Annotated in this window: 27 protein-coding genes; 17 read left to right on the plus strand and 10 right to left on the minus strand. The window is 32.1% G+C overall.

All coding sequences use genetic code 11. The features are described 5' to 3' along the window. The 7 genes from ABN099_RS08055 to ABN099_RS08085 form a co-directional block, all read left to right on the plus strand. On the plus strand, positions 1-3,001 hold a 3,001-nt coding region (locus ABN099_RS08055; RefSeq protein ID WP_349463134.1), incomplete at its 5' end, for a DUF637 domain-containing protein. Then, a complete protein-coding gene (locus tag ABN099_RS08060) occupies positions 2,998-3,522 on the plus strand; it encodes a hypothetical protein (RefSeq protein WP_349463135.1) in 525 nt (174 codons plus the stop codon). The genes ABN099_RS08055 and ABN099_RS08060, both read left to right, overlap by 4 nt. Positions 3,523-3,570: 48 nt before the next feature. Beyond that, positions 3,571-4,098: a hypothetical protein gene (locus tag ABN099_RS08065; protein WP_349463136.1), complete on the plus strand. Its 528-nt coding sequence runs from the start codon at positions 3,571-3,573 to the stop codon at positions 4,096-4,098. A gap of 487 nt (positions 4,099-4,585) precedes the next feature. Then, positions 4,586-5,383 (plus strand): hypothetical protein, encoded by a 798-nt coding sequence (locus ABN099_RS08070; RefSeq protein ID WP_349463137.1) that lies wholly within the window; start codon positions 4,586-4,588, stop codon positions 5,381-5,383. 3 nt (positions 5,384-5,386) lie between these two features. Beyond that, the gene (locus ABN099_RS08075) at positions 5,387-5,893 is read left to right on the plus strand and encodes a contact-dependent growth inhibition system immunity protein (protein ID WP_349463138.1); all 507 of its coding nucleotides are present in this window, start codon (positions 5,387-5,389) and stop codon (positions 5,891-5,893) included. 65 nt (positions 5,894-5,958) lie between these two features. Next, a complete protein-coding gene (locus ABN099_RS08080; RefSeq protein ID WP_349463139.1) occupies positions 5,959-6,486 on the plus strand; it encodes a hypothetical protein in 528 nt (175 codons plus the stop codon). Between the two features lie 141 nt (positions 6,487-6,627). Further along, complete coding sequence (locus ABN099_RS08085) at positions 6,628-6,960, plus strand: hypothetical protein (protein ID WP_349463140.1); 333 nt, start codon at positions 6,628-6,630, stop codon at positions 6,958-6,960. A gap of 118 nt (positions 6,961-7,078) precedes the next feature. Here the strand turns inward: ABN099_RS08085 and ABN099_RS08090 are convergent, their stop codons facing one another. Together ABN099_RS08090 and ABN099_RS08095 are read right to left on the minus strand one after the other, a co-directional pair. Further along, complete coding sequence (locus ABN099_RS08090; protein WP_349463141.1) at positions 7,079-7,519, minus strand: hypothetical protein; 441 nt, start codon at positions 7,517-7,519, stop codon at positions 7,079-7,081. A gap of 83 nt (positions 7,520-7,602) precedes the next feature. Then, positions 7,603-8,505, minus strand: coding sequence for a LysR family transcriptional regulator (locus ABN099_RS08095; RefSeq protein WP_349463142.1), 903 nt, complete (start codon positions 8,503-8,505; stop codon positions 7,603-7,605). A gap of 79 nt (positions 8,506-8,584) precedes the next feature. Here ABN099_RS08095 and ABN099_RS08100 point away from each other — a divergent pair, with 79 nt between their 5' ends. The 3 genes from ABN099_RS08100 (at position 8,585) to ABN099_RS08110 (ending at position 10,575) form a co-directional block, all read left to right on the plus strand. Then, positions 8,585-9,457 (plus strand): HARLDQ motif MBL-fold protein, encoded by an 873-nt coding sequence (locus ABN099_RS08100; protein WP_349463143.1) that lies wholly within the window; start codon positions 8,585-8,587, stop codon positions 9,455-9,457. Positions 9,458-9,535: 78 nt separating this feature from the next. Then, positions 9,536-10,324, plus strand: a complete 789-nt coding sequence (locus tag ABN099_RS08105; RefSeq protein ID WP_349463144.1) for a MipA/OmpV family protein — start codon at positions 9,536-9,538, stop codon at positions 10,322-10,324. 14 nt (positions 10,325-10,338) lie between these two features. Beyond that, positions 10,339-10,575, plus strand: a complete 237-nt coding sequence (locus tag ABN099_RS08110; protein WP_349463145.1) for a hypothetical protein — start codon at positions 10,339-10,341, stop codon at positions 10,573-10,575. A gap of 146 nt (positions 10,576-10,721) precedes the next feature. On the opposite strand, the gene ABN099_RS08115 is transcribed toward ABN099_RS08110, so the two are convergent. Further along, positions 10,722-11,630: a LysR family transcriptional regulator gene (locus ABN099_RS08115; RefSeq protein ID WP_349463146.1), complete on the minus strand. Its 909-nt coding sequence runs from the start codon at positions 11,628-11,630 to the stop codon at positions 10,722-10,724. A 103-nt stretch (positions 11,631-11,733) separates the two neighbouring features. Here ABN099_RS08115 and ABN099_RS08120 point away from each other — a divergent pair, with 103 nt between their 5' ends. Together ABN099_RS08120 and ABN099_RS08125 are read left to right on the plus strand one after the other, a co-directional pair. After that, positions 11,734-12,204, plus strand: coding sequence for a DMT family transporter (locus ABN099_RS08120; RefSeq protein WP_349463147.1), 471 nt, complete (start codon positions 11,734-11,736; stop codon positions 12,202-12,204). A gap of 62 nt (positions 12,205-12,266) precedes the next feature. Next, a complete protein-coding gene (locus tag ABN099_RS08125) occupies positions 12,267-12,743 on the plus strand; it encodes a hypothetical protein (RefSeq protein WP_349463148.1) in 477 nt (158 codons plus the stop codon). Between the two features lie 148 nt (positions 12,744-12,891). On the opposite strand, the gene ABN099_RS08130 is transcribed toward ABN099_RS08125, so the two are convergent. The 4 genes from ABN099_RS08130 to ABN099_RS08145 form a co-directional block, all read right to left on the minus strand. Beyond that, a complete protein-coding gene (locus tag ABN099_RS08130; RefSeq protein ID WP_349463149.1) occupies positions 12,892-13,431 on the minus strand; it encodes a toxin-antitoxin system YwqK family antitoxin in 540 nt (179 codons plus the stop codon). 593 nt (positions 13,432-14,024) lie between these two features. Then, positions 14,025-14,342, minus strand: a complete 318-nt coding sequence (locus ABN099_RS08135; RefSeq protein ID WP_349463150.1) for a hypothetical protein — start codon at positions 14,340-14,342, stop codon at positions 14,025-14,027. 390 nt (positions 14,343-14,732) lie between these two features. Then, entirely contained in the window at positions 14,733-15,635 is a 903-nt protein-coding gene (locus ABN099_RS08140) for a hypothetical protein (protein ID WP_349463151.1), read from the minus strand. After that, positions 15,636-17,207 (minus strand): AAA family ATPase, encoded by a 1,572-nt coding sequence (locus ABN099_RS08145; RefSeq protein ID WP_349463152.1) that lies wholly within the window; start codon positions 17,205-17,207, stop codon positions 15,636-15,638. It lies immediately after the preceding gene. A 724-nt stretch (positions 17,208-17,931) separates the two neighbouring features. On the opposite strand from ABN099_RS08145, the gene ABN099_RS08150 reads away from it, so the two are divergent. Continuing rightward, positions 17,932-19,725 (plus strand): ATP-dependent nuclease, encoded by a 1,794-nt coding sequence (locus ABN099_RS08150; RefSeq protein ID WP_349463153.1) that lies wholly within the window; start codon positions 17,932-17,934, stop codon positions 19,723-19,725. A 322-nt stretch (positions 19,726-20,047) separates the two neighbouring features. Here the strand turns inward: ABN099_RS08150 and ABN099_RS08155 are convergent, their stop codons facing one another. After that, complete coding sequence (locus ABN099_RS08155; RefSeq protein ID WP_349463154.1) at positions 20,048-20,464, minus strand: SRPBCC family protein; 417 nt, start codon at positions 20,462-20,464, stop codon at positions 20,048-20,050. 259 nt (positions 20,465-20,723) lie between these two features. Between ABN099_RS08155 and ABN099_RS08160 the strand changes: the two genes are divergently transcribed. From ABN099_RS08160 to dhaT, 4 genes are all read left to right on the plus strand, one after another. Next, positions 20,724-21,368: a hypothetical protein gene (locus ABN099_RS08160; protein ID WP_349463155.1), complete on the plus strand. Its 645-nt coding sequence runs from the start codon at positions 20,724-20,726 to the stop codon at positions 21,366-21,368. 87 nt (positions 21,369-21,455) lie between these two features. Further along, positions 21,456-21,734 (plus strand): hypothetical protein, encoded by a 279-nt coding sequence (locus tag ABN099_RS08165; RefSeq protein WP_349463156.1) that lies wholly within the window; start codon positions 21,456-21,458, stop codon positions 21,732-21,734. Between the two features lie 257 nt (positions 21,735-21,991). Then, complete coding sequence (locus tag ABN099_RS08170; RefSeq protein ID WP_349463157.1) at positions 21,992-23,113, plus strand: cupin domain-containing protein; 1,122 nt, start codon at positions 21,992-21,994, stop codon at positions 23,111-23,113. A 296-nt stretch (positions 23,114-23,409) separates the two neighbouring features. Further along, positions 23,410-24,573, plus strand: a complete 1,164-nt coding sequence (dhaT, locus tag ABN099_RS08175) for a 1,3-propanediol dehydrogenase (RefSeq protein WP_349463158.1) — start codon at positions 23,410-23,412, stop codon at positions 24,571-24,573. Positions 24,574-24,666: 93 nt separating this feature from the next. On the opposite strand, the gene ABN099_RS08180 is transcribed toward dhaT, so the two are convergent. Further along, positions 24,667-24,897, minus strand: coding sequence for a hypothetical protein (locus ABN099_RS08180; protein ID WP_349463159.1), 231 nt, complete (start codon positions 24,895-24,897; stop codon positions 24,667-24,669). 104 nt (positions 24,898-25,001) lie between these two features. After that, the gene (tehA, locus tag ABN099_RS08185) at positions 25,002-26,000 is read right to left on the minus strand and encodes a dicarboxylate transporter/tellurite-resistance protein TehA (RefSeq protein WP_349463160.1); all 999 of its coding nucleotides are present in this window, start codon (positions 25,998-26,000) and stop codon (positions 25,002-25,004) included. Positions 26,001-26,148 lie beyond the last annotated feature (148 nt).

Below are 26,148 nucleotides of genomic sequence, written 5' to 3' on the forward strand. Positions count from 1 at the left end.
AATAAAAGAAGCGGATCCTTTCTTTAGTGATATTCATTACCCAAAGTTACAATCTAAATTATTCGCCAACAATAATATTATATTAAATGCTGCTCGTGATATTGATTTAACTTCAACTGTTTTGTCTTCACAAGATAAAGCGATTGTATTATCAGGTCGAGATATAAAACTGGGTGCAACCGCTTATTCCACTATCGAAAATCCCCATGAGGATGATCAAGATATTCAGTATGTCACCACAGCTATTACGGGAAATAAGGGTATTACACTTGCCTCTAATGACGCCATTACAACTCAAGGTAGCACCATTAAATCAGAGGGTGACATCACAATATCGAGTGGTGGAAATATTCAATTGGGATCGGTAAGAACGCATTTTCGTAAAGGATCAGGTTCTGATCTAGAAGATATTTATAAACATATCGGTACAGATATCTCGAGTGGTAAAAATTTAACCCTATTGTCTGAAGGCAGTATTTTATTTCAGGCATCAAAACTAACCGCTAATAACGCAATAGATATCGCAGCAAAAGGCGGATTTCTTTACGCACAAGCGATGGAAGAATCGAGTTATTACAAAGAGAAAAAGAAAAAATGTAATTGGTGGACTTTGTGTATTACCAAAAAGAAATACACGAAAACATTTTATAATACAAATAATAAAGTCACCGAGTTTATTGCCAATGGCGATATTAGCTTATTTGCTAAAGATGATATCACGTTAGAAGCAACCAAAATTAACACGGCAAAAAACGCCAAAATTACCAGTAAAACGGGAAAAGTTAATTTTAAAGCGGTAAAAAATACGGCATTTAAACAAGTTATTACCCATTCAAAAGATATTTATATCACCCAACGTAATCAGGGATATAACAAAGAAAACTGGGCATTACCTGAGCTTTATATTGGTGGAAAGCTCACTATTGATGCCCCAGCAGGTATTTCCGCTGATATTAAAACTAAGAAAAAACAGACGTTAGAACAGGTATTAACGGTTTTAAGTAATACCCCTGAATATGCTTGGCTTAACGATCTTCAACAGCATGAAAACGTCAATTGGAATTTAGTTAAAGAGACATATGCCAGTTGGGATGAAAAGAGCCAGCAATTAAATCCGGTTGTGGGTGCCATTATTGCGATAGCCGTTGGTGTTGCGACTTATGGAACATCTACTGCAGCAACAATAGGGGGAATGGCAAGTAAAGCAGCAACGGCTGCCGGTGCTTCAGCAAGTATAGCCTCTACAGCATCGGTTGCCGCGCAAGCAGGCTTTGCCTCTTTAGCATCACAAGCGGCTGTTTCTTTAGCTGAAAACAGAGGCGACCTTCTTAAAACCGTAAAATCTCTTGGTAGTAGTGACACCGTAAAATCGATTGTTACCAGCATGGCAGTTGCTGGCGCGTTGCAAGGTCTTGACCAATTTATGGGATGGGATAAGGCAATCCAAGGGGGAACATTACCCTCGACAGGAAAGTTACTTGCGACCGATAACGCCACTTGGAATCAAGTTGCACAGCGTGTTGCCGCTCACTCTGTGGTGAGTTCAACCCTTGGCACCGCAATCCAAGGCGGCAATTTTATTGATAATTTTAAAACAGCATTACTTAGCAATATTGGCAGTCAATTTCATGCTGAAGGCGCGAATTTGATTGGCAATAACGGTGCGGTATTAGGGCATGCAGGTAAGATTTTAAGTCATTCTGTGGTTGCAGGTATAAGTGCGGAAATTGCAGGAGGCAGTGTTACCGGCGCAGTAGCAGGCGCTTTGGCAGCAGAGATAGCGGCGATATCGCTACAAAGTAAATTATTTGAGCCTCAATTTGAGAGCGAATCAAATAAACAACTATATGAATTTAATAAATTTCTTAAAAGTAATTCTGAATTTAATCCTCAGATTGTTAGATTTATTGGTGGGCTAGCGGGTGCATTAGCCACTAATAAACCAGAAGGTGCTTATAGTGGAGCTAATAGTGCGGAGACTGTTTATCGATTTAATGATGAAACACATTATATCAGCCCATCTGATATAGAAGCAGGTGAAGATTTATATCTCGCAATGCGAGGTGATAAAGAAGCACAAAAAAGAGTTGATGCACGAAAAGAAGCATTAACTTTTTCATTAACAGTTGGTGCGCTTGGTTATTCTGTTCTTTATGTAGGCGCATATGTAATTGCTGTTGCCCCTCAATTATTAGCAACAGCTAAAACAGCGATTAGCACTTGTAAAACAACACCTTTTATTTGTTTAAATAATTCTTCTGTTCACCTATATAACGTTGTGGGAGCAGAAGCAACTGTAGCAGCACCTGCCGCAACTACAGGTTCATTTTATATAGCCTCTAAAAATGCGCATGAAATAAAAAATGTGCTCCATCAGGCAGAAGAACTTGTTACTACGTTTAATGAAGTTGCTAAGGTCGATGCTAAAGGTGCTAAAGAGGCTCTTAGATATACAGCGCAAGAGCTACGAAATGCGACCATAGCAGGAAAACCAGTTTTAACAAATTATCGAGTATTGGATTTAAGTAAGCTTAATAATACTGCATTGGATGTTGATAAGATTAGAGCTCAGACTTTTAGATATCTTAAAGCTGATTATAAAAAAGATAGTTCCGCTGTTTCTTATGCTATTGCGGCTGTAACTAAAGGGGAAAATACAGAGTATTTTCTAGCCGTTAGTGGAAAGGCATGGAGTGGTAGATCACCTCAATTAATTAATATTAATGGAATAATATATAAAGTAATTAGTCAAGATAAAAAAACAACACCTAGTGTATTAACAACAGATAATAATTTTAATCATGCTGAGCAAAAAATATTTGACTACTTACACAGAAATAATAATGGAGAAAAAATAAAAATAGCATTATCTATTCAGAACACATCGTTAAATATTCCAGGAATGTGTATTGGTTGTAATAAAATGAGTTTAAATTTTGCAAAACTAAATCAAAACTATGATATAACTATATATCATGGAACAATAGGAACTAACCCATGAAAAATAATAAACTAATAAATTATTTACATGCTATATATCCAGAGCTCTCTATCGATATTCATAAAATAAAAGGGTATTCTGATGATGAGATAAAGAAAATAGAGCGTCTTTATGATATTAAAGTAACAGATCAACTATATAATTTCCTAAGTTGTATGGGGCGTTGTGGCGGCGGTTTTTTTTGTGATTCTTCATTGTTGTTTTATCGACATAGTTTTTCTGTTAGGGGATATGTACAATTTCAAATTGGCAAATGTATGGACCTATACAATATACAACAATTTGATTTAATTAGACAGAAGCCTTTTTTCATCTCTATAGAATCAGAAACTCAATATCTATTTTTATTAACTTATTCAGATAATCCAAACCAAGTTTATCATTATGATGAAAATGAAGAGATAGTAAATAGAACAGATTGGACGTTTTATCAATATTTAAAAAGACTAATTAATATAGAGACTAGAAAGTGTGTAAACAAATATTGTGTTACAGGCGAGCTAATTAATATTTTAAAATAAATATAGTAGCGATCTTTTACTATTTCTTTATAAGTATTAAGGATTTTTATGAAAAACAATCAATTAATAAATAACCTACACTCCATTTATCCAGAGTTATCTATCGATATTCATAAAATAAAAGGGTATTCAGATGATGAACTGGAAAAAATAAGATGTTTCTATGATATAGAAATAATAGATCAACTATATTATTTTTTAAGCTGTATGGGTCGTTGCAGCGGCGGTTTTTTTGATGATTCATCTCTTTTGTTTTACCGTCATGAATTTTCTGTTAGAAATCATGTTCAATTTCAAATTGATGCATGTGAAAACTTGTGTATTATACAACAATACGATTTATTAGATCAAAAACCTTTCTTTTTTTCAATAGAATCAGAAACACAATATTTATATTTATTAACTTATTCAGATAATCCAAACCAAGTTTATAGTTATGATGGAAATAAAGAAGTGATAAAAAACACCCCTTGGGATTTTAATAATTACCTAAAATACTTAATAGAAAAATCAACTAGAAAAAATATAATTAATATTTTAAAGTATGATTTTATTGGTGAGTTGATTGAAATTTAATGATGTGAAATTATATGGTTTAAATGGGTTATAAATAAAATCACCTTATGCTAATTTTATGTAAGGTGATTTTTTATCATATCCATATAAAAATATTTTTTAACAATTGTAAATAATTAAATTAAAAATAGAATTATCTTAGCTGGTTTTATTTTTGAATAAAACTAATTATGCTAATAATTAACAAAGAGTAGCGATAATTACCTGAGCTTTATATTAGCGGAAAGCTCACAATTGATACACCAAAAGGCATATCTGCGGATATTAAAGCCCAGAAAGAACAATCACTATTAGTGCGGCTAATTCAGCAGAGTTAGTAGAACGTTATAATCGACAACTTTATTTAGAAGAAACAAAAGCAATTAATAAATTAGCCAATGGAGATAAAAATAAATTAGAGCGCTTATTAGCTGCGTCTTGTCGAAAAGTTTATTGCATTGCTCAGGAATCATTAGATTCATCTGAAAGAAATTATTATGAGTCTTTAATGAAGAAATACCCATATACACATGTGGAAGATTCATTACTTTCAGATTATTGGATCACAAAAGAGAGAACCAGGATAGGTGGAAATTATCCCCTATTTAGTGGTTATGAAAAAATTAAATTATTTACTTACACTGAAGCAGATAAATTAACCGATAGTGAAACATTTTCAAAAAATCAATGGATTGAAAATGTGAGTAAATTTACTGGATGGGATAAAAAAACACTTGAAAATTTAACTTCAGTAATTGCAATAGGTGCGTCAATAACTAGGCGTAATGGTAATAGAATTTATAGTCCTATAAGTTTTAATGCCAACAAAACGCAATTTATACCAATAAATGATATTTATTTTATTGACAAGTTGGGAAATAAAATCACAATGAAATGGATGTACCAAGGTACAATAGTAGAGCAAGGAATGACATTTGAGAATTACATTGGTCTATCAAATAAACGACTGACACGATTACATCTTAACGCTAAAATATTTGACTATTATGATGGTAATACAGGTGAATATATTAGTGTAAAGACATTAAATACCCAAACAGCCTCACGGATTAAAAATCCAAAATCAATAGAAAATACATTAAATACATACATTTCAAAAATAGATGGTTATAGTGGTGATGGTCGTGGAACTACAGAAATTTCTAAAAAAGATGTAAAGTTAAAAACATTAGAATTGGGGGTTCCAGAAAAAACCAATAAAGAACAATGGGATGCTATTAATAATTCTATCAAAAATGCATCATCAAAAAATATAAAAGTTAATATTACGATTATTGAGGAATAGTTGATGTTTAAATTAAAAAATAATAAATTAAGAGCAAGTGTTTATTATAATGATACTCATTATATTTTATTAACTTTTTCTGGTCATTCTATCTATATAATGGATCTAAAAAAAGGCTATACAGTTTTACCTAATCATATCATTGAAGCAGAGTTAGGTCATTATGCAAAAATTGCTCTGATTAAAAGCGAACAGATAAAAGGAAATTCAGATGAGTTTCATCAAATGTATAATGATAAAAAATCTTATCAAGACTGGATAAAAAAAATCATTAAAGAATATGGTTACAAAAATAAAACAGCACTCTTTAATAATATGAATCGATGTAGCTTAGAGCTTGTAGATGGTGAAATTACTATTAGTCCTCTAAACCATTTACGTATGGATCATTGGGTAGGTGAGGGAATACCCGATAGTGCAATTATTACATTAAAAACTAATTGTAGTGACGAGGTTTTAGGTGAGTCAATAAAAGAAGCATTTACACGTTGTATTAGTCGAAATACTTAATTTAATACTAAAATCATCTTATAGAAATTATATGTAAGGTGATTTTTTACTATATAAGTTTACCCATGAAAAATAATAAACTAATAAATGATTTACATGCTGTATATCCAGAGCTCTCTATCGATATTCATAAAATAAAAGGGTATTCAGATGATGAGATAAAGAAAATTGAACGTCTATATCGTATTAATGTAACAGAGCAACTATATGATTTTCTAAGTTGTATGGGGCGTTGCAGTGGTGGTTTCTTCGGCGATTCTTCATTGTTATTTTACCGTAATAGTTTTTCTGTCAGAGATCATGTGCAGTTTCAAATAGGGAGTTGTTCTGAACTTTGTAGTATACAACAACACAATTTATTAGTACAAAAACCTTTCTTTTTTTCGATAGAATCAGAAACGCAACATCTATTATTATTAACTTATTCAGATAATCCAAATAAAGTTTATCAGTATGATGAAAATGAAGAGGTGATAAAAAATACCCATTGGGATTTTAATAATTACCTAAAATACTTAATAGATAAATCAACCAGAAAAAATATAAGTAATATTTTAAAGTATGATTTTATTGGTGAATTAATCGAGATTTAATGATTTTCAAATATATATTTTAACTGCAAATGATTATAATAAATGGAAATAACCAATTCCGTTTATTACGTTAAAAAACAATACAACTTGGTTCCCATCATTGATGATCGGTACATTATTTATGTCAGATGGTAGGTTAAAATGAAATTAATTGGTTCTAGAACGGAAAGTATTATTCATGATAGCTTAATTAAAAGTGAACATTCTATTTTAAATAACAATATTATTAATCACTTTTTAAAGGCAAGGTTTAACAAAATAATAAGTGCATACTGTTTGGAACACACTATAGGGGAAGATTATGATCTATATACATTATTAGTCAACAGAGAATATGTTGTTGAATTTGAATTATCTAGGATTGATAATAAATTTAAAGATATTAATATAGATTCACTAAGTGTATATTCAAAAAGAATAAAAGATAAGCATTCACGGTTAAAATTACTTGTTGCAATAAACTTATCAAAATAGGATAGATAAATACTATTCCGTCGATTGTGATCGATAAATTAATAATTATTTTTCTCAAGTATATTTTGAATGAATGAAATCATCTTACAATAATAATATATAAGATGATTTCTTATTTTTATCCAGCATGACTTGTAATGTAATAAATTTTCCATTGGTTATTATTTGTATGTCTTAAGGTTATTCTGAGATCAGAGGGTCCTTTAAATTCTAGGTTAATATCACGCATTTCCACTTCCGTGCCATTAAACCAACGGCGTAAGCGATTTCCATTCGTCTGGTTTGGAAAACTATAAGCAAATTTATAATCAGCACCTCGTATCTCTTTGAGCGCATGATCTTTAAACTCTTCTAGCGTTTTTCCTGTGTAGCTATTTTTTTGTGTTAATTCAAATGCCCGTTCATACTCTTCATTGTTAATGTTATTAATAAAAGCAGTAGCAATTTGTCGCTGAGAAGAAAAGGAGTAGGGTAATTTAAGCCAATAAATAACGCCTAAAACGAATAGAGCCAATAAAAATAATAAAGAGCAAACAATCTGTTTGTATGATTTTTTCATGATGTATTAGATACTGAGTATAAGAATATTGTTAAATTATTTCATAAAAAAAAAGAAAAACTTAAATTTTTTATTAATAACCATTAGATATAGAAAGATTTAAGCTTTAATTTTACAGATGAAATTGTTTTTTTCTTCCAAGGTGATAACGATTTTCTGTGCATCAGAAATAATTTGCCAATCGCTAATTCATCATTAAGCTGTAATTCATAAACGCGTGATTTTTCTTGTAAAACATCTAACCACGGTTTTGGAACTATAGCGATATAAGGTGCTGTAGTAATAGCAGGGATCACCTGTGAATAGTCATTACATTTAAATCCAATACTTCGATTTAAACCTCTTCTACGCAATTGCCTATCTATCTCATTTTCATCTTGTCCCCAAGGTAAACAATATACATGTTGATAAGCAACTAACTGTTCAAGGCTTATTTTATCCATACCTTCAAAATTGGCACGTAATGGTTCGCCATAAATTACGACTAATCTTGCGCATCCCACATCATCAAAACGTAATGAAGATACCGGGTTTTGATAATCGCCAACAGCTAAAACCAAATCAACACTGCCATCCAACACTTCTTCTCGCCACGAACGTCGTTGAAAAGGTATGCATATTACCGAAAAATTTAACTGTGAAGATAAACTCGCTAACGTTGAAGTGACTACTCCCGTCAGTGCGGGAGGAATAACTATTTTAAACTCCTTTACTTCCTCATTGTTGTCTTTGAATAAATCATCATTTAGCGAAATAAATAATGGTACTAACCGCGTTTTTAGCGCTAAAGCAAAAGGCGTTGGTACCTGACAGTTATTTTCTCTTTTAAATAGTGGATCATTTAAAGCAACCCTAAGCCGGCTTAATGCATGACTTACCGCGGAAGAAGATATTCCAAGTTTTAGTGCAGCATCTCGGGTTGATCCTGTCTGAAGAAGGGCATACAGAACTTTAAGAAGATTAAAATCAAATTGAGCAATATTCATTTTAGTTACTTACTAATGAGCAGGATTCATTTTCTTTATACTAAAATCAGCTTTCAATTACAAATGATTAACGGAAAAAATGAAAAAACTAACACTATTAGCATTGGGAATGATTTTTACGCCGATAACAATGGCGGCTTTAAATCCAGCACAACCATTATCAGAAGTACCACCAATAAGCATATTTCAAGAATGGGCAAAACCTATTGCGCCTTTTAAAATAGCGCCTCAAGTTTGGTATGTCGGTACTAAAAATCTGACATCTATTCTGCTAACAACAGAAGATGGTCATATTTTAATTGATGCAGGGCTTAATGAAAGTGCATTACAAATAAAGGAAAATATAGAAAATATTGGTTTTGATGTGAAAGATATTAAATATATTTTAAATAGCCATGCAAGATTAGATCAAGCAGGAGGAATAGCATTACTTAAAGAACTTAGTGGTGCAAAAGTTGTATCGAATAAAATCAATGCACAACAATTAAAACTAGGTGGCGCAGAAGATTTTGCATTAGGTGATGCGTTATTATTCCCATCAGTAAATACTGATATAGAGTTGTTAGATAACGAGTCATTTATACTTGGCAATATTATTGTTACTGCTCTATTTACTCCGGGACATTTGCCGGGTAGCACATCATGGAAAGTAACATTCAAAAATGATGATGTCTTAATTTATGCAGATAGCTTAGCAACACCTGATTATTTTTTAAAAAACAATTTAAATTATCCGAAAATAGTAGAAGATCTAAAATATAGCCAAAATATTTTAGCTAATCAAAAGGTCGATATATTTATTGCCAGCAAAGGTGATAGATTTAATCTTGAAGATAAGTTAAACAAACTAAATAACGGTGATAAAAATGCCTTTTATGATAGCGAGGGATTAAAAGAATATGTTGAAAAATCCAAATCATCTTTAATGAAACAATTAAATCAATCACTCTAAAAATTATTTATTTTTTATTATTACTTTCTCTTTTTGTTAACTATTATTTCTATTTTATTATTTCTGTATAGGAACATTATGTCATTTAAACATATTGCAGCTACGCTGCCGCTTATTATTTCATCACCTTTAATGGCGAGTGATATTCAAATTGGATTAGGTTTGGGAATGTCCTCAGCTTATGAAGGATCTGATAAGTACATTGTTATTCCTGATGCTTTAGCACAATATACAGCAGCAACAGAAAGTTATGGCATTTTTAGCATCGGAACTCAAGGTGCAAAATGGCAATACAATCTCTTTGATAACTTCAATTTCGGAATAATTGGTAGTTATATGCAAGGAAGAAAAGAGGAAATAGGCTTTGCTGGCAATAAAAACAAAGATCTAAAAGGAATGGGGGATTTAAAAGGTGGTGCTGCCGCGGGAATAGAACTTAGTTATATAATAAATAAAAATATTATTTATATTAATTCACTTACTGCTCTGGGAAAGCGAGAGTATGGTGATGTTAATGTCGATAATGCAACACGCATTGAATTTGGTTTAAATTCACATTTTGATATAAATAGTGATTGGTCAATTGATTCAAATATCTCAACACGTTATGTAAATAAAAATTATAATCAGGCTTATTTTGGTGTTAGTTACCAACAATCTTTAAACACTGAATTTACAGAGTACATTCCAGAGGCGGGTTTTAAAGATGTAGGCGCTCTATTTGCAATAAACTACAGAATAAATAATGGCTTCTATTTGAACTTTAAAAATGGAGGGTACTATTTATTAGGAGATGCTGCCAATAGCAGCATTACTAAACAAAAACAGGGTCTAATAACTATTATTGGTTTATCATATTTATTCTAAATTAAGTGTATACAATGAAAGCGTTAAAGATATCTATTCTTATATCATCAGTACTAATATTATCTAGTTGTGTTGTTGGTCCCGGATGGTATAAAGAGGGAGTGCCTTATGATGATGCTCAAAATACATTAGCTAAATGTAAATTTGATATTGGCATTGCTAAAGTTAATTCTAATGAAAAAACAGAGCTTATTGCGGAATGCATGAAGTCTCAAGGTTATCGATATAAAAACTATTCACATAGTTATTAAATCAGCTATCGACTATAACAAGATAGCTAGAAAGTAAGCTATTTATCGATAGCAACATAAATTCATAAATATAACTAAATAGGTTTAGTGTTTTTACATTAAGCCTATTTTTATTCTTTAATTTTCACTTGCTTTATAACATTTACTTATAATAACTTTTCTTCTTTTAAAAGGTTTACCATAGTCTCCCTTAGCCAATTTAACGCACTGTCATTATCACTTCGTTGATGCCATATCATCTGAAACTCTAAGTCTGGGATCTCAAACGGTGGCTTAAAAATAGAAAAGTTTTCACTTATATTCTTTGGAAGTGCTTTCTTAGCGATGGTAAGTATTAGGTTAGTATTCTCTAATAGCTGCGGTGCAATTTGCCAATAAGGCACAGTAACAGCAATACGGCGTTGTTGGTTAATTAATTGAAGATGATGGTCGATTTCATTAGCATCAAAAGGCTTCATACTCACTAAAATATGAGGGAATGAAAGCCATTCGGCTAGATTTATTGTTGGTTTAGAATAAACCGTTTTATCGATAACACTGACTAAATTATCGGTAAATATTGTCTGTGAACAGAGGGTGTAATCTAGTGAATTAAATACCCCGAATGCGAGATCTAAGCTACCCTCATGTAGTTTACTTTGCATTTCTTCTCGACTGCAATGCCATATTTTTATATCAACTTCTGGAGCCTGTGAACACAAATAAGGGATCAACTTTGTTGAAATAAGTGCGGCACCATAATCAGACATCGCAATATTAAATCGTCGATGACAATGAATAGGCTGAAAGTCTTGCTGCTCAATAATGCTATCTAACTGCATTAGTGCTTGAGTTAATGGCTGATATAGTGATTCAGCTTTGCTTGTTAGCTGATATTGCCCATTTTGACGAATAAGTAGGGGGTCTTGAAATAGTTCTCGAAGATTATTTAGCGTATGGCTAACTGCTGGTTGGCTTTTATGTAGCACTTCTGCGGCTCTGCTAACATGGCGCTCTCTTAATAAAAACAGCAAAGTAACCATTTGATTTAAATCTAGTTTTCTTAAGTTATTCATTTCACGAATAGCGCCTTATAAAATTGTTCATTTCCCAATATAAACATCTCTCACTAATATAATGTTAAATCAATGTCGATAAGCCATTAGTCATGAGGTTTTTATGTCAACTCTTTCATTATCAGGGATTTTACTCGCAATGTTTGCACTACTTGCCGGTGCAGTTGTTCCTATTCAAGCTGCAAGTAATGCTATCTTAGCACGTCAATTAGGTCATCCATTATGGGCAAGTGCAATATCACTATTAGTTAGTATTATAGTATTAATTCCGTTACTCTTTATTTTTAAAGTACCAAGACCTAATTTTAGTGTAGAGCTTTTTAGTCAGCCAATTTGGATTTGGTTTGGTGGTATTGCAGGTATGCTTTATCTTACTTCTGCTTTAATTTTAGTACCTAAAATTGGTAGTACGACCTTTTTTGTGATGGTTATTGCTGGGCAATTACTTATTTCAGCATTGATAGAGCAGTTTGGTTGGTTTGGTATGAACCAAAATCCAATCCCATTAAGTAAGATTTTTGGTATTGGTTTAGTTATTTTAGGCGTTTTATGTGTGCAGTTTTCAAGAAAATAGATCTTATAGTTAAATAGATTTCGATCTAACCGTAGATAATCAATAAGGATATTGAATTAAAGATGATAGCTTTTTACCTAAAAAATATAATGAAAATTATCGGTTTTTTATTTTTAAGTGGGATGTTTGCTTCTATGGGATATGCAAAACAGACCAACACACCTGAAGAATTAGTATTAAATTTTCAAAATGATTATTTTAAGTGGAATAATTATGCCTATCAATTAGATAGCAATAACGTAAATGAACAATATTTATTAATTGAAAAAGAGTGGAATAAACTTTTATCTATCTACACATTACCAAATTTTGCAGGAGAATCCATTGCTTATGGTTCTGAATCTTCCCATGACTCTAATCTTGAAAATATCACATCGATAGAGATAGAAGGGACTACCGCTAAAATAAGAACACAGATGATAGAAAAGCATATTTCCTTAGTCTATGAATATCATCTAATATGTAAAGAGCATAGGTGGTATTTAACACAAGTTTATTATGTAGATGAGGATAGTGGAGAATTATACTCAGGGTTGTAGCGATAATATTATTTACTCTCTATCTGAAGACAGATACAGAGCGCAATATACGCTCTGTATCCATTTTAGTGCAGAAAAATCCATGCTGATTTACTCTGAGTTGCTGATCACCAGATATTCGAATAATGTTTGGAAATATCTCATCAGGCTATTTTAAAATTTTAACTTCCCCATCTAGCACCTGAGCTTTATTAACAACATTACCATTTTCATCCAATTGTTTTACAACACCGGTAATGGCACCATTTTCCATAAACCCTTGTAGATAAACACCATTTTTTGGTGTGTCATGATAAAACTTAAACGCACCATAAGGTACACCATTACGTATTGTCATTTCACTGTTTATCCTACCATTAGGCTGATATTTTTTTATCACACCGTTAACTTGGCAATTTTTCAGTGGCATGCTCATTTGTAATTTACCATTATTATAGTAAGCATTAACATAGCGATCGTAACAACCTTTAGTTACCCATGATTTATACTTCAGTTCTCCGTTAGGATAATAACGTAAATATTCACCATCTTTTGTTCCTTTAGGAATAGCAGGAACCTGAATTTGAGTCACTTCAATTGACTGCAAATTATTTAGAGATATTTCAGAAGTGTCAGCTAAATTAAGAAGAGCTGAACAACCAGAGAGTAATAATGTTGAACTTAATATTACAGAAAGCAAAATCCTCATATTTATCCTCGCATACTATAAAAGTACTTAATCATATTTAGAAAGAATCTTTGTTATATATTGGTATTATTAAAATAGGCACCAGAATAAAAAATCAAAATGAATATAGCTATAGGAAAGGGATTACAAATTAGGTAGCAATAGGATTAATAATTTAGTGAAGTGTTGAAGTTATCGGATTTATGTTATCAATTAATAAAGTGTCGTCCTAACTCAAGTGATTGCTCTTAGGTTATATTTTTTGATTTTGTTAACGGAATGTAATCGATGAGGAAATAAAGAACATCAATATATGAATGGTTTTCAGTAACCAATTTAACGCACTGTCATTATCACTTCGTTGATGCCATATTATTTTAAATTCTAAATATGAGCTCTCAAATGGTGACTTAAAAATAGAAAAGTTTTCACTAAAATTTTTGGGGAGTGCTTTCTTAACGATGGTAAGTATTAAATTAGTATTCTCTAATGTAAGCCGCTTTATCAATAACACTGACTAAATTATCGTTAAATATGGTCTGTGAACAGAGGGTGTAATCGAGTGAATTAAATACCCCAAAGGCAAGATCTAGACTGCCTTCGTGCAGTTTACTTTACATTTCTTCTCGACTGCAATGCCATATTTTCAAATCAATACTCGGTGCATGTTTACGTAAATATTGGACAAGTTTTACAGAGATAAGCGCAGATCCATAATCTGACATCGCAATATTAAACCTCCGCTGACAATAAATAGGTTGAAAGTCTTGCTGCTCAATAATGCTATCTAACTGCATTAGTGCTTGAGTTAATGGCCGATATAATGATTCAGCTTTGCTAGTTAGCTGATATTGCCCATTTTGACGAATAAGTAGGGGGCCTTGAAATAATTCTCTAAGATTATATTGAATTAAAGATAAGAGTAGTGTCATTAGGGTTAATTTTGGTAATTTAACAATGACGAGTGTTAAATCTCAATCAAGTGTGCATCTTCACTTATAGGAATGCTTCAATATTTAATATCTGCCATTCTAAACTATTTTATTAATCTGATTTCAGCCATTATCTACCAATTACCTTTTTTCTATGTTGTTTTTAGGTATTGCATTACTTAAGGTTAAAAAACAATAAAATAAACATTTTAGTTTAATCCTGAGAACAATACTACCCACTATTAAGTGGGCAGTATTAACCGAATAAGGTGTTATAGGGTGGTTTAAGGAAAAAGAAATGGGATGATAATTATGACATTAAACCATGTTGAATCAGGGCAATAAGAGCAATGGTTAATATCTTATTTATTTAAAATAAATTCATAACAATTAAGTTCTATTATATATGTCAAAAAAAAGTTTACCTAGCAAAAAATTATGATATTTATTTTTATCAAACCGTAGTATGAGAGCTTCACTATTTTCATTAAAATGATCTATATTTGCATGACTGATACTATCATACTCTTGTTTTGCATTAGCAAATTCGATAGCTTCCTCAAGTAAAAATTCATAACGCTCTTTTAGCAAAAAGGTTTTTAATGTGTTTTTTGATAAACAACACTGAGAATCATTAGCTATAATATCAATAGAGTGTGTTTCTGTACTAAAGATAGTTTGATTACCTATGTTGGTTATAGAGGAAGGAAAAAGATTAAAGCTTAATTTTTCTTGATCCCAAAGAGGATTGAGATGTTCTTTAACAAAGAAATCAATACTTCCTTTTAAGGTTGAATTACAAGTATTACAACTAGGTATTAAATTATTTAATGCTAAAGCAAGATGAGGGTAGTTGTCTTTATTATAAAAGTGGTCAAGTGTAGGTCTAAAACCTCTCCCATGTTTCTGATAAGTAAACGCATATGCTTGGTTACAATACGGACAAGTTCTTGTTTTTGATTTATAACAGAGTTTATAAGCATTCCAATTTCCTGTTTTTTTAATAAATTTATTATAGTTAAAAACAAATTTAATTTTAGTTTTAAACTCATCCCTTTCATTTTTATTTAAAAACCTTTGAAGATAATTGTTATATATAACAATACTTTCATACAAATTTTGCTGCGTTGAATTTATGATTAGCTCAGAAATTTCACGAATAAAACTCTTAACTATCATATCAATTGGCTTAAAAACACCTACATCATTAAGATACTGCGCTATTTTTTCCTCTAAAAAACGGGAATGTTCTGAATGTGCATTATCCCAATTTCCTATTATAGATATCATCATTTAAAATTCACTCGATATGTTATATTGAGAAAGCAAACGTTTAATTTCATTTTTAACCAAATTATTATCAATCTGTTCAATTAAATATTTGTCAGTATCCGTTATTTTTTTATTTTTAATATTTTCTATCAACTCATTGATTTTTTCACTAGAAAACTGACCTATAGTTTGTGTATCAAATGAATCATTCAATAATTGATAAAGTGGGGCTGCAAAACCACTAGTATTTTTATTTCTATTTAAACCTAACCGACAAATAAAATCTTTAGGTATATCTGTCGCAAGTATTGGAGAATGAGTTGCTAGTATTAACTGCAAACACTCAATATGAAGAGATTTTTTTATTTCAGAAAGCATTTTATTTAATGTATATACATATTGCCTTTGCCAGTCTAAATGCAGATAAGCATCCCCCTCATCAATAAGTAGAATAATTTTATTGATTCCTTTTTTATTTAATTTATGAATAGCTTCACTAATAGAAATGATTTGCTCTAATAATGCTAACTGACCTGAACTCATATCTGATAGTATAATATTAAAAAAATTATATATTGATGAGTTTTTGAAGGAGTCGTAATGCGGTATTGATTCTATATCTATATCAATAGAGTTATTATAATTAATGTTCTCCATTATATCATATTTCCCGAGCATCAAGCGGCATTCTTGTTGATTATTAAGAAATACCAGTAGATCTTGGAGATCTTGGAGGTCTTGACCATAGTCATATTGATTTGAAGAGTTTTTTATAATCCGTCTTGAAGTCAGGGGGATTCCCAGTTCTTTATCAAAAATACTCATCAATAGTTCATTAGACAATTGAGATTTTTGCATTATAGACTCAATAATACAAAAAACACAAAATACATGAATTTCATTATTTTTATTCATTATATTCAAGAAAAGATCATAAGCAATACTATTACGTATAGCCTTTATTTTCTTTTCAATAATTGAATTGTTTTTATATATAAATTTATTTTCTTCTATATCAACAGATAGATCCGAAATGTTTTTTTTATCCTTATAAAGATGTTTAATATCTTTTAATGAATAATCATAGTTATACAGATAGGCATCATCACCTTCATCATGAAGAGTTAACATTTTATCAATAATTAATTGCAATGCTTTATTGTAGTTTAAATCTATTCTTGCAACTAACTTAGGTTTTATATTAAATATATTGAGTATTTTATGATATTTATTACTATTATAATCTTCATATGATTTGCGTTTTTTAGGTGAAGCATTAATAAATGCTGAGCTTTTTTCATTTATTTCTGATCTATAGTGCAATGATGTAAAATAAATAGTTCCCCACTTATTTAATTCATTTTTTGATAACTCAACTCCATTTTTGTTGTATATAGAACAACCTTTATAATTTATAATATTGTTTTCATTATGACCACCATTAATTGCATTTATTATATTTTTTAATGTGTTGGTTTTTCCAGAACCATTGATGCCAATTAATAATGATATTGAGTCTATACTAAATATATCAGCTCCATTTTGTAACCTCATATTGATGACACTATCATCAAACTCTATTCTACTAATCATATCTGCCTCATAAATAAAAAACATATAAAGTACTAAAACTTTCCAATATATCAATTTCTACTCAAAATGTATTGCACTTATATGATTTGTTAGAGTTTTCGAAAGCATTATATAGCTTTTTAGGAACGTTTCCACGTCAACATTTGAAAATGAAAGTAGGGTGGTGCTATGCGGTCTATACACGGAAATAATGTATCTAATGGCGGTACAGTGTGTTTTTTCAGCCAAAGATAAGCTAATCCATATAGGTCGATACGGGTTTGTCCCTGAAGTGCTGTTAAACATAATTTGATGTTTGACTGCTTAGAATTGCATGTCCTGAAGGACTACACCACATCGTATATAAAGCTGTACTAGATCGATTATGAATAATAACAATAAGAAATGAGATACTTAATAAAATCTAACTACCTGAACTGGTAAAAGATTTTTTATATTTATGAACCAGAGAATTATTGATGCTTTTGTAACCTTTGAACATGTAACTCACAGTTTTGGTTCATAGATATAATGTTAGCTATAAGATCTTGATAAAATATGATATAAAATAATCAATGCAATAAGATATTAAATATATTTTCCAAGGAAATAAAATGGCAGATATAGACTTTAAATAAATTCCATAAGCGCATATCGCTAACAACCAACAGGATTGTTTTGAATTATTTTTGGTGAATTAAATTACAAAAAATTAAATTACAATTATTGACTTTAAGGAATTGATATGTCTGTATACATAACAAGTTTAGATATAAATAACTACCTTTCATGTAAAAATACTTCATTAGAATTATCTTCATTTACACCCCTTGTTGGATATAATAACGCTGGAAAATCAAATATTTTATCGGCAATAAAATGGCTATTAGAAAAAAGAACATTAACTATAGAGGAAATATTTAATAACCAAGAGTGTGAAGTTTCTGTATCTGCAGTTATAGAGGGTATTGATAATAATGCGCTCGCATTAATTACTAGTGAAAATAGGAAAAAAATCATCCCTTATATCTCTGAAGGAATGATAAAGGTTAGAAGAATTCAACGAAAAATATCTGGAGCAAAGGCTTCTGATATAAAATTTGAGGTTTTTGATACTAATAAAAATCCATCATCATGGGTTAGCAATCCCGGAGGAATAGAAGAATCTATTAAGAATATATTCCCAGAGATAATACATATTAAAGCTATGACTGATGCCGTTGAAGATTCTACAAAAAATAAAACCTCTTCAACAATTGGTAGATTATTATCCCAAATAATTGAAAGTGTTCAAGAACTTCATGCAAGTGAATTTAATGATTCTATAAGAAGATTAAGTGATTTGTTAGCATATAACGGTAGTGAAAGGTTTCAAACAATAAATGAAACTGACAATGGAATTAACTCAATAATAGGTTCGTATTTTCCTGATATTAGTGTAAAAATACATTTTCCAACCCCTAGCCTTGAAGAAATATTTAAATCAGGAACCTTAAAAGTTTTTGAGCATGGACAAGATATTCGTGATATGTCAATGTTTGGTCATGGTAGCCAAAGAACTATTCAGATGGCATTGATTCAATATCTTGCTAAAATTAAATCCGAATCCTCTACAAAGAAAAAACCTAATATTTTATTACTAATTGATGAGCCAGAATTATATTTGCATCCTACCGCCGTAGAATTATTAAGAGAAGCCCTTATAGTTCTATCAAAGAATGGATATCAAGTAATTATCACTACTCATTCAGGATTAATGATAACCTCCAAACAAGCAAATGTAGCTGTTCTAGTCAGAAAATCTCAAGAGAAGTGTACTGAAACAAGAAAAACACTTAAACAAGCTATTGCTGAAAAAATGAAAGATACAAAAGAAGCTCATCATTTTGATAAGATATTCAGTCTAACAAATTCATCTCAAATTCTTTTTTCAGAAAAAGTGATCATTGTTGAAGGAAAAACAGAACTAAAAGTAATTGACCCCATATATAGAGTTATTAAAGGTAATAGTCTTGGTGCAAACAAAATAGCATTATTATCTATTGATGGGAAAACAGCAATAAAGCGAACCAAAGAAATATTAAATTGTCTTGATGTTCCACATCGTGTAATTACTGACCTTGATTATATTACATCGGCTGTTGCACATGGTTATATTAAAAAAGAATGTGAAGATATAATAAAAATAAAGGCAATATTTATCAGTATGCAAAATGAAAAACCTGATGAAATAAGAATAGATAAGACTACCGGCTTTCCTTCTAAAATAAAAAATGGTAATACAGCTGCATATGCTTTTTCATGTTTAGCTAAACATCCTGATGCAACTATACCAATTGCTAATATAAAGGAAGAACTTAAAAAGGATAACATATACATATGGTCTTATGGTGCTATAGAAGATGTTTTTGGTTTTGATGAAAAAAACGAATCTGAATGGTTTGATTTTAAATCCAAACTGGATGACTCCGAAAATGATGAGTGGAAAACAATTGTAGAAAATCCTGATGATATTGAAGGTTTTATTAATTGGATTTAATATAAGGTAAATATCTTAAGATAATATTTGCCATCACAATAGAGTGGTGGCAATCATACGCTTATGATGATTTTATTAATTCCCGTATGAGGTGAGGAGCCAAAAGATTTCTACTAGTACAAATAATGAATGACCTAAGATATTTCCTCCACACTCGCTAGGGCTTTGAAGCGCTAAATCATTAAAAGGATCCATATCATGAAGTTATTGGTTATTACGTCCCGTTTAACATAATATACATTATGCGAACCTAAGTATCTAAATACGGATAGCCTCTAAAATCTCTGATTTGGGCTGGTTGACTATGTTGGTTCTTTTAAACTTAAAACTTATTGGCCAATGCTTTTTCTAAGTCTTGCAGATACGTTTTCTGCCTTTTCTTTTTCTGCCTTTTCTTTAAATACCACTTCACTAAAGGTTTTAATAAAATCTTTTTAGATATCACGACTTCAGTAAAGTCGATTTCAGTAACACTATTGTGAGAAGTAAAAACACCAATCCAATGACCTTTGATATTGTCATTTTCCATATCAAACTCCCATCGTCGATATGGCACTTTGGCAGTTACTGTAAATATGGTCGCAAAACCATCTTTGGTATGTTCGATAAATTTATGATCGTTTATCACTTCAATATTGCGTAAATCACTTCGCCACAGATAATTTTCTGTTGATGTGATTACTCGCCACAATTTTTCAATATCACACTGAAAAGTCGCTTTTATGTTTAGTGTTGCCATCAATACCCCCTAAACCACCTTTTCTTCTTATTCTATATTTTTACTGACTATTTATGTTCAGAAATTAGAAATACGATACCTAACACTATCCAATACATAAGAATATGTTATATTAAATTTAGCTAAGGTTTTTGATGTGAATGATTAATTAATATGGTTATTTTTTAGTTATTTATACGGAAATCTTGATATTTCCTTGAGACTACCCCCGTGGTATAGGACGGGGGTTCTAGATTTAATCCTTTAGAGCAGAGAAAAGATGCAACTCTCATTTGAATTATTAAGTTTTATCCTATCAATTGTTTCATTAATTGTTTCAGGCGGTGCTGTATGGCTATCTTTTAAATTCTATCAAATGTCTGACAATGCATCTAAAGAAGCAAAGAGATCATCTGACCAAATTAAATCAAGCACAGAAAAATTAGAAGGTTTATTTAGCCGCTTATACACCGATACTTTCACCATGATGAAAGATACAGTAACTGATATGAGACAGCATATTTATCACAATTCTGGAAATGGAGAATCATTAGAAGATAAATTGAATGAAATGAAAGAAAGTATTAATAGAGAAGTTAAAATGACTTTTGAAGAAACTATAGATGAAATAAATGAAAATGACAGTAAAATCAATACAATAGAGAAAAAACTAGAAGAAATCATAAACCAACAAATAAATGTTGTAATCGAAGAAAGATATAATCAGATTGCAGATGAAATACTTAGAATTTTAAATGAAAGTCAATACTACATGGTGTTTGAAATAGATAGTTTATTATCTCAAAAAGTTAAAGTTGATATGAGTGAAATAATAACTACTCTTGAAAAAATGAGAGAGCTAAATTTAATTAATACTGACGATAAAGAAATAAACCCATTCACTCAAATAAAAAGAATAAAATAATTGATTCGCACAATGCATTCTATGTGTAAAATAAAGAGATTTAGCATTCTGACTGGCTAATCGTATTAACCTACCAAAGGATATTTTATGGGCAACTATCAAGCATCATCTACGTATAAGCACCTCTATCAACAGTATGAAAATTTCATGGCTGCTATTGATGAAAATAAGTATCTTAAAAATGAAGATATCTTGTCATGGCTTAAAGAAATAAGAACTTATATCTTTGATCTTTATCCAGTTGAAAATGTCTTACATAGAGATATAGAAAATGACATTAAAAATTTTGGTTCAGAAACACAAGAAAAAACAATTCAGTTAACTTGTGCTACTCTGAAAAAAGCTTATGAAGATTACACATTTTAAATTACCCCGGAGGGGAAAAAAGATCCGCTAAAATGGTGGAGTTCTCCCCTATTATATTTATTATAGTGTTAGTTATAATCTGTAAGATATATCTTATGAATGCGAAAAAAATATACAAATTACATAGTTAAACCATAATCCATTTTACTACAGATATTCCCACATAAGTTATTGACCCGCGTTTGACACCAAACAAAAATATAACGGTGCATTACTTCTATAATTACCCGCTTATTTACTAACATAGATGTGGTCACATGGTTAATAAACTGAATCTTAACTGGCCTGAATTTTTAGAAAAATACTGGCAGAAAAAACCCGTTGTATTGAAAAATGCATTTCCTGATTTTGCCGATCCTATCACGCCAGATGAACTGGCTGGCTTGGCTATGGAGCCGGAAATTGACAGTCGCCTAGTCAGCTTCGCGGATAACAAATGGGAAGCGAGTCACGGCCCGTTTGAGGACTACAGCGAATTAGGTGAAAAAGGATGGTCACTGCTGGTACAGGCTGTCAACCATTGGCATATGCCTGCCGCTGAACTGGTGAAGCCGTTCCGTGTGCTGCCTGAGTGGCGCCTTGACGACCTAATGATCTCCTATTCAGTACCTGGCGGTGGTGTTGGACCGCATATTGATAACTATGATGTCTTCATCATTCAAGGAATGGGACGCCGCCGTTGGCGTGTGGGCGATGCCCTTCCAATGCGTCAATTCTGCTCACATCCCGCATTATTGCATGTTGATCCATTTGAACCGATTATTGACGTGGAAATGGCACCGGGAGATATTCTGTATATTCCGCCGGGATTCCCTCACGATGGTTTCACCTTCGAAGATACCATGAACTATTCTGTTGGCTTTCGCGGACCAACCGGACGTGATCTGCTAAGCGGTTTTGCAGACTACGCACTGGAAAAAGATCTGGGTGGGATAAATTATGGCGATCCTGACCTAACCGTGCGCGAAAATGCAGGAACCATGGAAACTTATGAGGTTGAACGCCTACGTGCCATGATGATTGAAATGATCAATAAACCTGATGATTTTGAACAGTGGTTAGGTCGTTTTGCAACCACCTTACGCCATGAGCTAGATATTGCACCTGCGGAACCTCCCTATCAGCCAGAAGAAGTGCTGAGCGCTTTGAATGCGGGTGAAAAATTGATACGACTGAGCGGACTGCGTGTTATGCGTATCGGAGAGCGTTTCTTCGTTAATACGGAAGGCTGGATCACCACAGAAATAAAGGGTGCAGATGCATTGTGCCAGTTTACCGAAACTGGAATAAATGAACTCGGTGAAGCGCTGGAAAACCCCGTTTTTGTTGCGGAATTAACCGATTTTATTAATCAGGGATATTGGTACTTCGAAGAATAAGTCACCTCTACCTGACAAGATAAAACACCTGCTAATGGGTGTTTTATCTTAACGTTCCAATATAACCTAGAAGCCTTCGGCAACACAGCCCACACTTTCAAGTTCACCATAAAATCCAAACCTAACCAAAATACCAAAAACAACACATTGTCGTGACCTATATCAATAAAATAAAATTAATTGAATCGATTCATCTAATAGGCTGACCTCTGCTATTGACTTAATAATTAACGAGGTGAAAATAAACTAATACTTTAATTTATCTGAATAATAATCTGATATTGGGAAGGTTTATAATGAGCTATCGTATGTTTGATTATCTAGTACCGAATGTTAACTTTTTTGGTCCTGGCGCACTTTCAGTTGTTGGTGAACGCTGTAAACTATTGGGGGGTAAAAAAGTCCTGCTGGTGACAGACAAAGGTTTGCGAGCGATTAAAGATGGCGCAGTAGATAAAACCGTCAGCTACCTGAAAGAAGCGGGTATTGATGTTGTGATATTTGACGGCACAGAACCCAACCCAAAAGACACCAACGTACTCGAAGGTGTTGCACTGTTTCGTAAAGAACAGTGCGATATGATAATTACCGTTGGTGGTGGTAGCCCACATGATTGTGGTAAAGGTATCGGTATTGCAGCAACACATGAAGGCGAACTTTATAGTTATGCTGGAATTGAAACGCTTACAAATCCACTGCCACCCATTATTGCAGTTAATACAACCGCAGGAACAGCCAGTGAAGTAACACGCCATTGTGTACTAACTAACACAAAAACTAAGGTAAAATTTGTTATTGTTAGTTGGCGTAACCTCCCTTCTGTCTCTATTAACGATCCGTTGTTGATGATCGGTAAACCTGCGGGATTGACTGCCGCAACGGGTATGGATGCCTTAACTCACGCAGTTGAAGCCTATATTTCCAAAGATGCCAACCCAGTAACTGATGCCTCTGCTATTCAGGCAATTCGCTTGATTTCCCGTAACTTACGTCAAGCAGTGGCACTGGGCACTAATCTTAAAGCGCGTGAAAATATGGCTTATGCCTCTCTTCTCGCTGGGATGGCATTTAATAATGCTAATCTTGGTTATGTACATGCGATGGCTCATCAGTTAGGTGGTTTGTATGATATGCCACACGGTGTGGCTAATGCCGTATTACTCCCTCATGTATTACGTTATAACCTGATTGCTAATCCAGAAAAATTTGCGGATATTGCTGAATTTATGGGTGAAAACATTAGTGGATTATCTGTGATGGATGCCGCAGAGCGTGCTATTGCAGCTATTGCTCGTCTTTCTGCAGATATTGGTATTCCACAACACTTACAAGAGTTAGATGTCAAAGAGTCTGATTTCCCATATATGGCTGAAATGGCACTCAAAGATGGCAATGCATTCTCTAATCCACGTAAAGGTAACGAGAAAGAGATTATTGAAATTTTCCGCCAAGCATTCTGATTTTTAAAAATATCTGCCAGTATCTTTTCTTTCGTGCTGGCAGACTTATTTACTCATTAGAACCCATTTCAGCCCTTTTCTTATCCATGTTTTTCAATTAAACACCACCCAATCAGCTCGACAAAAACCCTCAACAAAATCCAGTAGTTCTAAAACAAGCTCTTCATTTTCAAGGATACGCAATTGATTTAAACAGTCTCGCATGCTGACTTGAGATAAGCCTGTCTCTTTGTAAGTAATAAGTATTTCTCTTAACTCTAGTAAACTCTTGTTTAATGAGATATTTCTTTTTATATCACTAATAAATTCTTGCTGTTGATGCATTGTTGTAACCCATTGTAATAATGATATAGACTGCCACCATTCTAAAATAACCTATTTTTTGTTTAAGCTTTTTATTTATTTTTTAATAGTAAACTGGGAATTAATTATTCTATTTCTACATTGGTTTCCTGCACAGAAAACAACTGCTTTACACCTTTTAAGATCCAGAATAATGAACCCAAAATAAGGAGTAAAATTATTAGGTTTGAAAAAACAAATAATGATATTGATAGCAGTTTAATAAAAATACTGTCTGATGCCATACTCATATTTAATGAGGATTTAGCTAATGCAGAAATACCAAATGAAAAACTCCAAAAAGGTAATGAAAATGGCTGTTTAAAAAGCCAAGGCGCTAAACGTAACATAAAGAAAAGTTGCAACAATCCATAACCTAACAACATTTTGGCGAAAAAATCGACATGATTGTTATTTATCGCAAGATAAGCGCTACATGCAACTAATGCTGGCGCTAATTGAATACCAAATGATAATCGTGATTTCTCATCCATTAGCCCCTCGCTTCTTATTCTCTTTAATATTGCCGGCTCTAAACTTAACCAAGAAAATACACCGGCACCAAAAAAGAGAATACCTAAGTCATTAAAACCAAATGCACCACATGCCATAGTACAAATAAAGTTATTAGCAACAGTAGGTAAATATAAAGCAGGGGTTGTCGCTGCTTTAGGGTGTTCCCCTTTCCACTGATAACCCACTAACCAACAGGCATACAGTAATTGAACCGTTGCTCCGAGACTAAAAAGTACTAGCGAAATAACAGAAAAATAAGGGGTCAATCCTATCGCAACTAAAACGGTTGTTGCTGGTAGCAAACTAGAAAAACCACTGGCTACTGGATGTTTAAACTCATTAATAATACTCTGTTTATTGCAGAACAACTTAGTCAAAAAAAATAGCACCAAAACTAACCAAATAACACAACCGGCACCAATAAATATCTCGCCAATAGAGGAGGGATAATTATGCTCTTTAGCCGCGTATCGCCATGCCATTCCTGTTCCAATCATACCTAACACAACACCAAAATAACCTGATGCAAATTGTGATGAGAGGGATTTTATTTTATTTATTAATATCATATCGCTATTTTTACCCTAGTAATAATCATAAAGGTCTGTTACTCAATAACTGAAAATCAAATAATAATATAATTTATAAAATTTATTTTGATAAAGCGCATTTAAAATATATGTTTATAAGTGTCGTTTTAAGACTTTTCACCCTCTT

The organism is Proteus hauseri (assembly GCF_040139125.1).
Classification (GTDB): domain Bacteria; phylum Pseudomonadota; class Gammaproteobacteria; order Enterobacterales; family Enterobacteriaceae; genus Proteus; species Proteus hauseri_B.

What these genes read in the sequence shown, in the direction of transcription:
- ABN099_RS08060 (WP_349463135.1), top strand. Translation starts at nt 2,998, where the DNA reads ATGAAAAATAATAAACTAATAAATTATTTACATGCTATATATCCAGAG.
- ABN099_RS08065 (WP_349463136.1), top strand. Translation starts at nt 3,571, where the DNA reads ATGAAAAACAATCAATTAATAAATAACCTACACTCCATTTATCCAGAG.
- ABN099_RS08070 (WP_349463137.1), top strand. Translation starts at nt 4,586, where the DNA reads ATGAAGAAATACCCATATACACATGTGGAAGATTCATTACTTTCAGAT.
- ABN099_RS08075 (WP_349463138.1), top strand. Translation starts at nt 5,387, where the DNA reads ATGTTTAAATTAAAAAATAATAAATTAAGAGCAAGTGTTTATTATAAT.
- ABN099_RS08080 (WP_349463139.1), top strand. Translation starts at nt 5,959, where the DNA reads ATGAAAAATAATAAACTAATAAATGATTTACATGCTGTATATCCAGAG.
- ABN099_RS08085 (WP_349463140.1), top strand. Translation starts at nt 6,628, where the DNA reads ATGAAATTAATTGGTTCTAGAACGGAAAGTATTATTCATGATAGCTTA.
- ABN099_RS08090 (WP_349463141.1), bottom strand. Translation starts at nt 7,519, where the DNA reads ATGAAAAAATCATACAAACAGATTGTTTGCTCTTTATTATTTTTATTG.
- ABN099_RS08095 (WP_349463142.1), bottom strand. Translation starts at nt 8,505, where the DNA reads ATGAATATTGCTCAATTTGATTTTAATCTTCTTAAAGTTCTGTATGCC.
- ABN099_RS08100 (WP_349463143.1), top strand. Translation starts at nt 8,585, where the DNA reads ATGAAAAAACTAACACTATTAGCATTGGGAATGATTTTTACGCCGATA.
- ABN099_RS08105 (WP_349463144.1), top strand. Translation starts at nt 9,536, where the DNA reads ATGTCATTTAAACATATTGCAGCTACGCTGCCGCTTATTATTTCATCA.
- ABN099_RS08110 (WP_349463145.1), top strand. Translation starts at nt 10,339, where the DNA reads ATGAAAGCGTTAAAGATATCTATTCTTATATCATCAGTACTAATATTA.
- ABN099_RS08115 (WP_349463146.1), bottom strand. Translation starts at nt 11,630, where the DNA reads ATGAATAACTTAAGAAAACTAGATTTAAATCAAATGGTTACTTTGCTG.
- ABN099_RS08120 (WP_349463147.1), top strand. Translation starts at nt 11,734, where the DNA reads ATGTCAACTCTTTCATTATCAGGGATTTTACTCGCAATGTTTGCACTA.
- ABN099_RS08125 (WP_349463148.1), top strand. Translation starts at nt 12,267, where the DNA reads ATGATAGCTTTTTACCTAAAAAATATAATGAAAATTATCGGTTTTTTA.
- ABN099_RS08130 (WP_349463149.1), bottom strand. Translation starts at nt 13,431, where the DNA reads ATGAGGATTTTGCTTTCTGTAATATTAAGTTCAACATTATTACTCTCT.
- ABN099_RS08135 (WP_349463150.1), bottom strand. Translation starts at nt 14,342, where the DNA reads ATGACACTACTCTTATCTTTAATTCAATATAATCTTAGAGAATTATTT.
- ABN099_RS08140 (WP_349463151.1), bottom strand. Translation starts at nt 15,635, where the DNA reads ATGATGATATCTATAATAGGAAATTGGGATAATGCACATTCAGAACAT.
- ABN099_RS08145 (WP_349463152.1), bottom strand. Translation starts at nt 17,207, where the DNA reads ATGATTAGTAGAATAGAGTTTGATGATAGTGTCATCAATATGAGGTTA.
- ABN099_RS08150 (WP_349463153.1), top strand. Translation starts at nt 17,932, where the DNA reads ATGTCTGTATACATAACAAGTTTAGATATAAATAACTACCTTTCATGT.
- ABN099_RS08155 (WP_349463154.1), bottom strand. Translation starts at nt 20,464, where the DNA reads ATGGCAACACTAAACATAAAAGCGACTTTTCAGTGTGATATTGAAAAA.
- ABN099_RS08160 (WP_349463155.1), top strand. Translation starts at nt 20,724, where the DNA reads ATGCAACTCTCATTTGAATTATTAAGTTTTATCCTATCAATTGTTTCA.
- ABN099_RS08165 (WP_349463156.1), top strand. Translation starts at nt 21,456, where the DNA reads ATGGGCAACTATCAAGCATCATCTACGTATAAGCACCTCTATCAACAG.
- ABN099_RS08170 (WP_349463157.1), top strand. Translation starts at nt 21,992, where the DNA reads ATGGTTAATAAACTGAATCTTAACTGGCCTGAATTTTTAGAAAAATAC.
- dhaT (WP_349463158.1), top strand. Translation starts at nt 23,410, where the DNA reads ATGAGCTATCGTATGTTTGATTATCTAGTACCGAATGTTAACTTTTTT.
- ABN099_RS08180 (WP_349463159.1), bottom strand. Translation starts at nt 24,897, where the DNA reads ATGCATCAACAGCAAGAATTTATTAGTGATATAAAAAGAAATATCTCA.
- tehA (WP_349463160.1), bottom strand. Translation starts at nt 26,000, where the DNA reads ATGATATTAATAAATAAAATAAAATCCCTCTCATCACAATTTGCATCA.